The following is a 12,068-nucleotide window of genomic DNA, read 5'->3' as shown; positions in this document are numbered from 1 at the left end:
AAAAGTTATGGGCCTTTTTCGCGGCCGAATATTAACACAAGCGCGGCGTTATTTCTGCTGTTGAGACTCTTGCAGGAAGCGGATTGCGCGGTCTAAATCTCGGGTGCGCGGCGTCGGCGGCAGGCTGTTTAAAAATACCTCGCCGTAAGGTCGCATCACCAGCCGGTTGTCGCAGATAATCATCACGCCGCGATCGTCGGTATCGCGAATCAAACGCCCGACGCCCTGCTTCAAGGTGATCACCGCGTCCGGCAGCTGGACTTCATTGAACGGATCGCCACCGCGCAGGCGGCAATCTTCAATGCGCGCCTTGAGCAGAGGGTCATCCGGCGAGGTAAAGGGCAGCTTGTCGATAATCACGCACGACAGCGCCTCGCCGCGCACGTCTACCCCTTCCCAGAAGCTGCTGGTTGCCACCAGCAAGGCGTTACCCGCCTCGACAAACTGCGCCAGTAGCTGGCCCTTACTGGTTTCACCCTGCACCAAAACCGGCAGTGTCATGCTGGCACGAAACTCTTCGGCCAGTTCGCGCATCATCTGGTGTGAGGTGCAGAGGAAGAAGCAGCGCCCCTTGTTGGCTTCAATCACCGGGCGGAGCATGCGCGCCAGCTGGCGCGAGCCGCCGCGCTCGTTGGGCGAAGGCAGGAAGCGTGGCACGCAGAGTAGCGCCTGATTGGCGTAATCAAAGGGGCTGGCGAGCAGCAGCGTTTCGGCGTCGTTCAGGCCGAGACGCTCGGTAAAATGATGCAGCTGATCGTTCACCGAAAGGGTCGCGGAGGTGAAAATCCACGCGCCCGGTTTGTCAGTCATCATTTCGCTGAATTTGTCAGTCACCGATAGCGGCGTCAGGGCCAGCACGAAGTGGCGCGAGTTGCATTCGTACCAGTAGCTGTAGCCGGGAATAGAGACATCTTTCAGACGCTTGAGGCGATTGCGATACAGCGTAGCGCGCTCGAACGCCGCGTCCAGCAAGGCCGAGCGGCCAAGGGAGAGCTTCACCACGTCGTAGCAAAGCTCCAGCGCGTCATCAAGCAACAGAAGCGCGCGCTGGATGGCGGGCTGATTGAGCACGTCACGCAGATTGCCTCTAAAGCCTGGCTCGCCCAGTGCTAGGCGGAAGTCCATGGTACTTTGGCTCAGGCGATCGGCACTCTTTTGCAACTGAACCGAGTCGCGAACCTCGGTGCGATAGGCGATAGTGATGTCTTTCGCCATGTCCAGCAGCTGGCGGCTGGTCACCTGCTGGCCGAAATATTGGCTGGCAATGTCAGGGATCTGATGGGCTTCGTCGAAAATCATCACGTCGGCGGTGGGGATCAGTTCGCCAAAGCCGCTCTCTTTCACCACCATGTCGGCCATAAACAGGTGGTGGTTGACCACCACCACGTCGGCATCCATGGCTTTGCGGCGCGCCTTCACTACGAAGCAGTCTTTGTAGGCCGGGCAGTCGCTGCCCAAACAGTTGTCATTGGTACTGGTGACCAGCGGCCAGACGTGGCTGTCTTCGGCGACCACCGAGCAGGTGCTGATGTCACCCTCTTCGGTCATGCTCGACCAGTTACGCAGATGCACTAAATCGCTCAGCGACTGGCTGGCAAGCTCGCCGCCGGAGAGCGATTGCTGCTCCAGACGCTCAATGCACAGGTAGTTGGAGCGCCCTTTCAGCAAAGCTAATTTGCCTTTGAATTTCAGCGCCGTGGCGACTTTTGGCAGGTCGCGGGAATAGAGCTGGTCCTGCAGGGCTTTCGAGCCAGTGGAGATAATGACTTTTTTACCGGAGCGCAGCGCGGGGGCCAGATAAGCGTAAGTTTTACCAGTACCTGTACCGGCTTCCACCACCAAACCTTGCTTATTTTTGATAGCCGTACTGACGGCCTGCGCCATCAGACGCTGAGGTTCACGGGGTTTAAAACCTTCAATTTTCTGCGCTAACGCGCCGTCTGGTGCAAAATCGTCTATCACGCTGTCTCTCTACCTGTACGGATCAGCAGTGATTATGCCAATCCTTACCCCTCTCTACCACCGACTTGTGCCGGTCCATTGCAATAAGCCTTTGTGATACCCTATTAGCAACATTAAAAAAGATGCCAAACAGGAGCACCTAGATGACTATCGAACGTATCAGACCCGAGCCGCGCATGTCCGACGTCGTGATCCATAACGACACCCTGTATTACACCGCCGTGCCGGAAAATCTGGACGCCGACGCCAAAGCGCAGACGGCTGAGACACTGGCTATCATTGACGCCGTGTTAAAAGAAGCGGGTTCTGATAAGAGCAAAATCCTCGATGCCACGCTGTTCTTGGTGCACAAAGAAGATTTTAAAGCGATGAACGAAGCGTGGGACGCGTGGGTTTCTCCGGGTAATGCGCCAGTGCGTTGCACCGTGCAAGCCAACCTGATGAACCCGAAATATAAGATTGAAATTAAAATCATCGCCGCGCGCTAATTGCTTTCAGCGCCCAATGATGAAGACAAAAAAACCTCCCGTGGGAGGTTTTTTATTGGCTGCGAAAAAGTCGCAGAATTACTGCTTAGCACCCGCCACGGCTTCTTGGGCCAGTTGGGTGATCCGCGCGTAATCGCCGGACTCCAGCGCGTCTGCCGGAACCAGCCATGAACCGCCGATGCACAGCACGCTTTTCAGCGCCAAGTAGTCGCGGTAGTTGTTTGGCGTGATGCCGCCGGTTGGGCAGAAACGCACCTGCGGGAATGGCCCTGCGATAGCTTGCAGCGCTTTCACCCCGCCGTTAGCTTCCGCCGGGAAGAACTTGAACTCGCGCAGACCGGCATCCAGACCCAGCATCAGTTCAGATACCGTGCTAATACCTGGGATCAGCGGAATTGGGCCAGCATTGGCAGCTTTCAGCAGCGGCTCGGTTAAGCCCGGGCTGATGGCGAACTGCGCGCCAGCGGCGGTCACTTCGGCCAGTTGTTCAGGGTTTAACACCGTGCCCGCGCCGATAATCGCGTCCGGCACTTCTTTGGCGATAGCTTTAATAGCGTCAACCGCGCAAGCGGTGCGCAGAGTCACTTCCAACACCCGCACGCCGCCCGCAACCAAAGCTTTCGCCAGCGGCACCGCGTGTTCGAGTTTGTTAATCACAATCACCGGAACCACCGGACCTGAGGTCAGGATCTGTTCCGCGCTTGTTTTCCAGTTTTTCATCGTTGTCTCCGTTCATGCCCGCAGGCATCGTTGTGATTGTTGGCGCGCCCCTGCCACAGGGCCTGCATGTTTGCAGGTTACCGACCACACCACATAGCTACTTTACAGCCGAATGATTGGGGATAGTAAATCTGAAAAAACAAAATAAAAAAACCGCTGCATAGGCAACGGTTTTAGAGAGTGCTGTTAAGCCGACCAATAGACGCTGACCGGCGTTTGCTGCTGATTCAGCACCGCGCGGACCGGCATTTCATTCACGTCGGTCCCCTTTTCAGCGCGCTCATAGACATCGCGCTTGGCTTCGCCGTTCAGATGCAAATAGATATTGCGACTGTCGAGCAGCACCGGCAAGGTCAGCGTAATGCGATCCAAGGGGGCAGTCAGCGGAGTCATACCCAGACATGTGCGCCCCGACGCCAAATCCAAGGCTTCGCCAAGGTTTGCCGCACCGGGGAACAGTGACGCCGTGTGGCCGTCATCGCCCATGCCGAGGATCACCACGTCGATAGGTCGCGGCAATTGCTGCAACGCCACTTCGGTAGCGGATGCCCCTTCAAACGGCGACGCGGCATCGTTCTTCAGGCCAATAAAGGTCGCGGCAAGCGCCGGGCCTTGCAGCAGGTTGTTACGCACCGTTTTTTCATTGCTGGCGCTATTGTCCGGGCTGACCCAACGTTCATCAGCCAAGGTGATCACCACCTTGCTCCAATCCAGCTCCTGACGTGCCAGCAGCGTGAACAGGTCGACCGGCGTGCGGCCCCCTGATACCACCAGACTGGCTTTGCCGTTTGCTTGGATGCCTTCACGCAGCGCATCCGCAATCTTTCCGGCGAAGTTTTGGGTCAGCGCCAGCGCGCCGGAAAATTCGACAAAATTGGCCATCAGTTTCCCTTTATTCGAACTCGTTCCATGAACGACCATCGCGGGTGATCATCGCAACAGAAGCCACCGGGCCCCAAGTACCAGACTGGTAAGGTTTCGGTGCTTCGCTCTCGGCTGCCCACGCGTTCATGATGGAGTCTACCCATTTCCAGGCTTCTTCCACTTCGTCACGACGCACGAACAGCGCCTGAATACCGCGCATGGTTTCCAGCAGCAGGCGCTCGTAAGCATCAGCAATGTGCTGCTCGTTAAAGGTCTCGGAGAAACTCAGGTCCAGCTTGGTGGTTTGCAGACGGTGTTTGTGTTCCAGACCCGGCACTTTGTTCAGAACTTCGATCTCAATCCCTTCATCCGGTTGCAGACGAATGGTCAGTTTGTTCTGAGGCAGTTGCTGGTAAGAGTCGCGGAACAGGTTCAGCGCCGGGCTCTTGAAGTAAACCACGACTTCTGAACATTTGGTTGGCAGGCGTTTACCGGTACGCAGGTAGAAAGGTACGCCAGCCCACTGCCAGTTATCGATATCCACGCGAATGGAGACGAAGGTTTCAGTGGCGCTGGTTTTGTTCGCGCCCTCTTCTTCCAGATAACCCGGCACCTTCTTACCCTGCACGAAACCGGCGGTGTACTGGCCGCGAACGGTGGTTTCACGCACGTTTGACTGGTCAATGCGACGCAGCGAGCGCAGCACTTTCACCTTCTCATCACGGATACGGTCGGTGCTCAGGTCAGCCGGAGGCGACATGGCAATCATGGTCAGGATTTGCAACAGGTGGTTCTGGATCATGTCGCGCATCTGGCCGGCTTTGTCGAAGTAACCCCAGCGGCCTTCGATCCCCACTTCTTCCGCCACGGTGATCTGCACGTGGTCGATAGTGCGGTTATCCCAGTTGCTGGCAAACAAGTTGTTGGCAAAACGCAGGGCCAACAGGTTCAAAACGGTTTCTTTACCCAGATAGTGGTCAATACGGTAAACCTGAGACTCATTGAAATACTCTGCGACCTGGTCATTGATAACCTGGGAGGATTCCAAAGAGGTGCCGAGCGGCTTTTCCATCACGACGCGCGAGGGCTCTTTGTTCAGACCGGCTTCACCCAGACCACGGCAGATGGCACCAAAGGTGCTTGGCGGCATGGCGAAATAGTTGATGGTGGCGCGGTTCTGCTGGTCGAGCATTTTGCCCAACACTTTGAAGTGCTTGAGGTCGTTGACATCAAGGTTACAGAATTCGAAACGAGCGCTGAGTTTTTCCCACAGCTCTGGCTCCATTTTTTCTTTCATGAAAGTCGTCAAAGCTTCTTTAACAACTTCTACATATGCAGCTCTGTCCCACTCCGCGCGACCTACACCGATGATTTTAGTGTCAGGATGGATGTGGCCAGCCTTTTCTAATTGATACAGGGAAGGCAACAGTTTACGGCGCGCAAGATCGCCTTTAGCACCGAAAATAACCAGGTCACACGCCTGGGCTGTCTGGGTTACCGCCATGTTCTTCTCCTTAGTGCAGGAATCACCCTCATAATTCATGTTGCAGGTCGATTCCCACAACCCGATTTATTCGGGGTATCTATTGTAATTTTATTTCAGCCACAATGTACTCTGATCGGTTGTAAGCAGTAAACCTCGATCTAAGACCTTAATAAATGAATTAAAACCACATATTTTGTCATGGTTGTTAAAATCGTTCAAAAATTACGCGAAGATATGTAATTTTATGACAAAACTGATAGCCATTTACCAGATTGAAATTTAGATCTCGGTCATACTCTGGTGATAAAAGCTTGAATTACACCAGTTTGCTCCTGCCAACCGCGGTTAGCTCGTAGTATATTTTCACCAAACCGACATGATTTCCTCTTTTCACAGAAATCGTTGAAACCTATGAGTGGCACCCTAATGAATACATTAGAAAAAATCCAAAGCCATTTGGACATTCTGAGCAAATCCGAGAGGAAAGTCGCAGAAGCAATTCTCGCCTCACCCCAGACCGCCATCCATTGCAGTATCGCGACCCTGGCCCGCATGGCCGATGTCAGTGAACCTACTGTAAACCGTTTCTGTCGCCGCCTCGATACCAAAGGTTTTCCAGATTTTAAATTACATTTGGCGCAAAGTCTGGCTAACGGCACGCCTTATGTGAACCGTAACGTCGATGAAAGCGACGGCGCCGATGCCTATACCGGCAAGATTTTCGAATCCGCGATGGCGACGCTCGACCAAGTCAAAAACTCGCTGGATATCGGCGCGGTAAACCGTGCGGTTGACCTGCTGACTCAGGCGAAAAAGATCTCTTTCTTTGGCCTCGGGGCCTCTGCCGCCGTGGCTCATGATGCGATGAATAAGTTCTTCCGCTTCAATATTCCGGTGGTCTATTTCGACGACATCGTAATGCAGCGTATGAGCTGCATGAACTGCACCGAAGGCGACGTGGTGGTGTTGATTTCGCACACCGGACGCACTAAGAATCTGGTAGAACTGGCCCATCTGGCGCGGGAAAACGACGCCACGGTGATTGCCATCACTTCGCACAACACGCCGCTGGCTAACGAAGCCACGCTGGCGCTGCTGCTGGATGTCCCTGAAGACACTGACGTATATATGCCGATGGTTTCGCGTTTGGCTCAACTGACCCTGATTGACGTGCTCGCCACCGGATTTACCCTGCGTCGCGGGGCAAAATTTAGAGATAACCTGAAGCGGGTCAAAGACGCGTTGAAAGAATCGCGCTTTGATAAGGGTATGCCCGTCCCCAGCGTTTTTGACTAAGCGTAGACCGAATGAAATAGAAGCGCCTTAAAAGGCACATTTTGAACATTGGGACCGCACAAATTAGACATTTTTTAGGGAGTTTGGCACCCTCAGCCTCAATGATGAACCCATCAATGTGCGCAGAAGTGCCTAAAACCAAACACGCGGCGAGTAACGCAGGTGAAACGCAATGGCCTTAAAATCACACACCGCACCGAAGTAGGTTACCGCTGTTTTTTGCACGACAAATGTTCACCAGTCAACGGAGTAATACATGTCCAGAAGGCTCAGAAGAACCAAAATTGTTACTACCCTCGGCCCTGCTACAGACCGTGATAATAATCTGGAAAAGATTATTGCCGCCGGCGCCAACGTAGTTCGGATGAATTTCTCCCACGGAACCGTTGAAGACCACATTATTCGCGCTAACAAAGTGCGCGAAATCGCCGCCCGCCTCGGGCGCCACGTTGCCATCCTCGGTGACCTGCAAGGTCCTAAAATCCGCGTATCGACCTTTAAGGAAGGCAAAGTCTTCCTGAACATCGGCGATAAATTCCTGCTCGACGCCAACATGAGCAAAGGCGAAGGCGATAAAGAGAAAGTCGGCATCGACTATAAAGGCTTACCGGCCGACGTGGTTCCCGGCGATATTCTGCTGCTCGACGATGGTCGCGTGCAGCTCAAAGTGCTCGAAGTTCAGGGCATGAAAGTCTTTACCGAAGTCACCGTTGGCGGCCCGCTGTCCAACAATAAAGGCATCAACAAGCTGGGCGGTGGCCTTTCAGCCGAAGCCCTGACCGAAAAAGACAAAGCCGATATCATCACCGCCGCAAAAATTGGCGTCGACTATTTGGCCGTCTCCTTCCCGCGCACTGGCGAAGACCTGAACTACGCTCGCCGTCTGGCCCGTGACGCAGGCTGCAACGCGCAAATCGTTTCTAAAGTAGAACGCGCCGAAGCAGTGGCAACTGACGCCGCCATGGATGACATCATTCTGGCCTCTGACGTGGTGATGGTTGCACGTGGCGATTTGGGTGTGGAAATCGGGGACCCAGAGCTGGTAGGGATTCAGAAGAAGCTGATCCGCCGCGCTCGCCAGCTGAACCGTGCCGTGATCACCGCAACCCAGATGATGGAGTCGATGATTACCAACCCAATGCCGACCCGTGCTGAAGTCATGGACGTGGCTAACGCCGTGCTTGATGGCACCGACGCCGTGATGCTCTCTGCGGAAACCGCCGCGGGTCAATACCCGTCTGAGACAGTAGCCGCCATGGCCCGCGTGTGTCTGGGCGCGGAGAAGATCCCAAGCATTAACGTCTCTAAACACCGTCTCGACGTGGAGTTCGACAACATTGAAGAAGCTATTGCCATGTCTTCTATGTATGCCGCTAACCACTTGAAAGGCGTAACGGCGCTTATCGCCATGACCGAGTCTGGTCGCACCGCGCTGATGATGTCACGTATCAGCTCCGGCCTGCCAATCTTCGCCATGTCGCGCCATGAGCACACCCTGAACCTCACCGCCATCTACCGTGGTGTTACTCCGGTGTTCTTCGACAGCAATAATGATGGCGTGGCCGCCGCGCACGACGCCGTTACCCTGCTGCGCGACAAGGGTTATCTATTATCCGGTGATTTAGTGATCGTCACTCAGGGTGATGTCATGAGTACCGTCGGCACAACAAATACCAGCCGCGTATTACGAGTAGAGTAATAACCCGTCCAACCATAAGGGGAGTCACCTCCGCTTAGTAATAATCTAGTAATAAAAAGCCGATTCTATGGAATCGGCTTTTTCATATTATTCCCTCCGCGCTATTCATTTTATGCACAATAAATTCACCTCAAGATTAATATTCCGCTTTATTTATCCGCTATTTTTGTGCTTTGTAATTCCACATTGTAATAATGGATTAGCTAGCAACAATCAAAAGACACAATGTTATTAATGGATAATATTCCTTATTTGTTATTTAAAACCTGGCGTAAAGGCGTCATTTGGAATAACAAATGTAGAAAGATCCTATGTGAATATGCCCCAGAACGGCCAAAACCCCACAAAAACGTGATGCAGATCACAAAATATCATTAACGATGCTACTTTGATGAGAATGTTTATCATTGTCATTGAATGATAATGATTTGCATTTATAATGTTCTTCATCGGTTAATGACCTAAAAAATGCCAATCACAGGAATTTACTCAAGACAAAAGACTGATAATTTACCTTAACTAAATATCATTATACTCAACTCGCATTAGCGCGGCGCTTGCCCGTGCCTGATGACTAATAAACTTAATTTAACTATCCCGGCTAAGGCTGGCGGCTTCCCCACGCCTGCTGCAAGCCCAAACGGATAGCAAAAGGAATGTTTCATGAGCCAAATAAATTATTCCGAACTCTCTTTTACCCACGAAATGGTAAATGAAAATCAGGGTTTTATTTTCAATCAACACTCCACAGATGAGTGGCAAAAACACATTGAAAATGGCCTTGAAATAATCAAAGGCCATATTAATAACAAGGAAAAACCTTTTTCCGGCATTACTCCAGCAGAATTAGCCGATCAGTTTCGCCATATTGACCTGACCCAGCCCCTGCCCGGCACCCGATTGGCGCTGGAAGAATTAGATGATTTATATCTGCAACATGCGGTCTATTTTCATCACCCAAAATATATCGCGCATCTTAATTGCCCGACGGTGGTTCCGGCCCAATTAGCCGAACTGTTTATCAGCGCCATCAACTCTTCAGTGGATACTTGGGACCAGAGCGCAGGCGGCACACTGATTGAGCAAAAGGTGATTGACTGGACGCTGGCGCGGATCAAATTCGGCCCGCAGTCGGACGGCATTTTCACCAGCGGTGGCACCCAGTCTAACCTGATGGCGATGCTGCTGGCCCGCGACGCCTTCTGCAAACGCACTCATCCTGAACACAGCATCAAGTATCAAGGGCTGCCGTCAGACGCCAATCGCTGGCGCATTTTCACCTCGCAGGTGAGCCACTTCAGCATCCAAAAATCCGCCGCCCTGCTCGGCCTTGGCTATGACGCCGTAGTGCCCGTGGCCTGCGATGACGCTTTCCGCATGGACGCCGACGCCTTGAAGCAAGAGATGGCGCGCTGCCACGCCGAAGGGCTGATCCCTATCGCCGTGGTCGCTACCGCCGGCACCACCGACTTCGGTAGCATCGACCCGCTGCACGAAATCTCGCAGGTATGCCGCAGCGAAAACATCTGGATGCACGTAGATGCCGCCTACGGCTGCGGCCTGCTGGTATCGCCGCAGCACCGCCAGCGCATTGAGGGTATTGAATTAGCGGATTCCGTCACCGTCGATTACCACAAATCCTTCTTCCAGCCGGTGAGTTGCAGCGCGTTCTTCGTCAACGACCAGAAGCATTTCGAGCATGTCGCTTGGTACGCCGACTACCTCAATCCACTGAGCGCCAAGCTGGAAGGTACGCCGAACTTGGTCAACAAGAGCATTCAAACCACCCGCCGCTTTGACGCCCTGAAAATGTGGCTGACGCTGCGCATCATGGGCCAGCAGGCGCTGGGCGAGTCCTTCGACACCCTGCTGGCATTGGCGGTTGAAGGCCACCAGCAGATGGTGAATCACCAGAATATTGAAGTGCTGCATAAGCCTGAACTCAGCACTCTGGTGTTCCGCTTTGTGCCGCGCCAGTCGCTGAGCGACGAGCAGCTTGACGCGGTAAATGCCGATATTCGCAAAGCCATTTTCCGCTCGGGCAATGCGGTGATCGCCGGTACCAAAGTGGATCAACGCCAGTATTTGAAATTTACCCTGCTCAATCCAGCCACCTCCCCCGCAGACATTGCCGACGTGATTGGTCTGATTGTGCATTACGGCAAAGAGCTGACCAGCGCAGCGCTTAGCTCAGCTTTTCATCAAGGAACTGGCGAGTAAGGAACACACTATGTCTATGACGCAAAACAGCACTCAAACCTATGATTTTATCGCCGTGGGCATCGGCCCGTTTAACCTCGGACTGGCCTGCCTGACGGACCCGATTGAGCAGCTCAACGGGCTGTTTATCGACCAAAATCCGGGCTTTGACTGGCACACCGGCATGATGCTGGAGAGTGCCATGCTGCAAACCCCGTTTATGGCGGATTTGGTGACGCTGGCAGACCCAACCAGCCGCTTCAGCTTCCTAAACTACCTGAAGCAAAAAGGCAAAATCTACTCTTTCTACATCCGTGAAAACTTCTTCATGATGCGCAAAGAGTTCAACCAGTACTGCCAGTGGGTGTGCAGCGAACTGTCTAATTTGAAATTCGCTACTCGCGTCGAAATGGTCATCTGGGACGAAGCCAAGCAGTGCTATCTGGTGCACACCCAGTCCACGCAGAGCAGCGAAAAAGCCGTATACCAGGCTAAGCGACTGGTGCTTGGCACCGGCCCGTCGGCCTGGATGCCGCCCTGCTCGCGCGGCGTGAGCCAGCAAATTCACCACTCCAGCGCCTATTTGCCGAACAAAGAGCAGGTGCAAAGCTCGAAATCCATCACCGTGGTGGGCAGTGGTCAAAGCGCGGCGGAAATCTACTATGACCTGCTTTCCGACATCGAAAAACATGACTACCAGCTGACGTGGGTGACGCGCGCGCCGCGCTTCTACCCGCTGGAGTACAGCAAACTGACGCTGGAGATGACCTCGCCGGAGTATATCGACTACTTCCACCAGCTGCCGATGAGCAAGCGCGATCAGCTTAATCGCGAGCAAAAGGGGTTATATAAAGGCATTAACATCAGCCTAATCAATGACATTTATGACCTGATGTACACCAAGCGGCTCGACGGACCGCTGAATGTCAATCTCTACACCCATTCCGAATTAACCGCCATGTGCCGCAACCCTGACGGCACGCTGGACATGACCTTCCTGCAACAAGAGCAGCAGCAGGAGTATCGCCACAATACCGAATCGGTGATTTTAGCGACCGGCTATAGCTACCAGCCGCCGCAGTGCATTGAAGGCATTCACTCGCGCATTCAGTGGGACGACGCCGGGCGTTTTGCGGTCAATCGCAACTACAGCATTGACGCCAATAACCAGATTTTTGTGCAAAACGCCGAGCTGCACACCCACGGCTTCGTCACGCCAGACTTAGGCATGGCCTGCTACCGCAACAGCAGCATCATCCGCGCCATGCTCAATGACGATATTTACCCGATTGAAAAATCCATCGCGTTCCAGACATTTTGCGCCCGCGAACTGGGTGAATAACCCCTAATCAAG

At 53.5% G+C, this 12,068-nt stretch carries 9 protein-coding genes; 5 read left to right on the top strand and 4 right to left on the bottom strand.

Annotation, left to right across the window (positions count from 1 at the left end):
- Positions 1-48: 48 nt before the first annotated feature.
- Complete coding sequence (locus SBO83_RS04720; protein ID WP_353502157.1) at positions 49-1,962, bottom strand: ATP-dependent DNA helicase; 1,914 nt, start codon at positions 1,960-1,962, stop codon at positions 49-51.
- Positions 1,963-2,105: 143 nt separating this feature from the next.
- On the opposite strand from SBO83_RS04720, the gene SBO83_RS04715 reads away from it, so the two are divergent.
- Entirely contained in the window at positions 2,106-2,450 is a 345-nt protein-coding gene (locus tag SBO83_RS04715; protein ID WP_353502158.1) for a RidA family protein, read from the top strand.
- A gap of 78 nt (positions 2,451-2,528) precedes the next feature.
- On the opposite strand, the gene SBO83_RS04710 is transcribed toward SBO83_RS04715, so the two are convergent.
- The 3 genes from SBO83_RS04710 to zwf all read right to left on the bottom strand — a co-directional run bounded on the left by SBO83_RS04710 (position 2,529) and on the right by zwf (position 5,538).
- On the bottom strand, positions 2,529-3,170 hold the full coding sequence (locus SBO83_RS04710; protein ID WP_353502159.1) for a bifunctional 4-hydroxy-2-oxoglutarate aldolase/2-dehydro-3-deoxy-phosphogluconate aldolase: 642 nt from the start codon (positions 3,168-3,170) through the stop codon (positions 2,529-2,531).
- A gap of 186 nt (positions 3,171-3,356) precedes the next feature.
- Complete coding sequence (pgl, locus tag SBO83_RS04705) at positions 3,357-4,052, bottom strand: 6-phosphogluconolactonase (protein WP_396130624.1); 696 nt, start codon at positions 4,050-4,052, stop codon at positions 3,357-3,359.
- 10 nt (positions 4,053-4,062) lie between these two features.
- Positions 4,063-5,538, bottom strand: coding sequence for a glucose-6-phosphate dehydrogenase (zwf, locus tag SBO83_RS04700; RefSeq protein WP_034790717.1), 1,476 nt, complete (start codon positions 5,536-5,538; stop codon positions 4,063-4,065).
- A gap of 408 nt (positions 5,539-5,946) precedes the next feature.
- Here zwf and SBO83_RS04695 point away from each other — a divergent pair, with 408 nt between their 5' ends.
- From SBO83_RS04695 to SBO83_RS04680, 4 genes are all read left to right on the top strand, one after another.
- The gene (locus SBO83_RS04695; RefSeq protein ID WP_353502161.1) at positions 5,947-6,816 is read left to right on the top strand and encodes a MurR/RpiR family transcriptional regulator; all 870 of its coding nucleotides are present in this window, start codon (positions 5,947-5,949) and stop codon (positions 6,814-6,816) included.
- Positions 6,817-7,072: 256 nt separating this feature from the next.
- Positions 7,073-8,515 carry a pyruvate kinase gene (pyk, locus tag SBO83_RS04690; RefSeq protein WP_353502162.1) on the top strand — a complete coding sequence of 481 codons (1,443 nt, stop codon included), beginning with the start codon at positions 7,073-7,075 and terminating at the stop codon, positions 8,513-8,515.
- Between the two features lie 663 nt (positions 8,516-9,178).
- Complete coding sequence (locus SBO83_RS04685) at positions 9,179-10,735, top strand: pyridoxal-dependent decarboxylase (RefSeq protein ID WP_396130623.1); 1,557 nt, start codon at positions 9,179-9,181, stop codon at positions 10,733-10,735.
- A 16-nt stretch (positions 10,736-10,751) separates the two neighbouring features.
- Positions 10,752-12,056: a lysine N(6)-hydroxylase/L-ornithine N(5)-oxygenase family protein gene (locus SBO83_RS04680; RefSeq protein ID WP_449536232.1), complete on the top strand. Its 1,305-nt coding sequence runs from the start codon at positions 10,752-10,754 to the stop codon at positions 12,054-12,056.
- Positions 12,057-12,068: the final 12 nt, after the last annotated feature.

It is taken from the genome of Ewingella allii, from assembly GCF_044430645.1.
In the GTDB taxonomy this organism is placed as follows: domain Bacteria; phylum Pseudomonadota; class Gammaproteobacteria; order Enterobacterales; family Enterobacteriaceae; genus Ewingella; species Ewingella allii.
Note: the sequence above shows the minus strand (reverse complement) of the source record. Positions and strands in the feature narration are given on the sequence as shown.

Bases quoted from the DNA above. Each gene is read 5' to 3' on its own strand.
- SBO83_RS04715 (WP_353502158.1), top strand. From the start codon at position 2,106: ATGACTATCGAACGTATCAGACCCGAGCCGCGCATGTCCGACGTCGTG.
- SBO83_RS04710 (WP_353502159.1), bottom strand. From the start codon at position 3,170: ATGAAAAACTGGAAAACAAGCGCGGAACAGATCCTGACCTCAGGTCCG.
- pgl (WP_396130624.1), bottom strand. From the start codon at position 4,052: ATGGCCAATTTTGTCGAATTTTCCGGCGCGCTGGCGCTGACCCAAAAC.
- zwf (WP_034790717.1), bottom strand. From the start codon at position 5,538: ATGGCGGTAACCCAGACAGCCCAGGCGTGTGACCTGGTTATTTTCGGT.
- SBO83_RS04695 (WP_353502161.1), top strand. From the start codon at position 5,947: ATGAATACATTAGAAAAAATCCAAAGCCATTTGGACATTCTGAGCAAA.
- pyk (WP_353502162.1), top strand. From the start codon at position 7,073: ATGTCCAGAAGGCTCAGAAGAACCAAAATTGTTACTACCCTCGGCCCT.
- SBO83_RS04685 (WP_396130623.1), top strand. From the start codon at position 9,179: ATGAGCCAAATAAATTATTCCGAACTCTCTTTTACCCACGAAATGGTA.
- SBO83_RS04680 (WP_449536232.1), top strand. From the start codon at position 10,752: ATGACGCAAAACAGCACTCAAACCTATGATTTTATCGCCGTGGGCATC.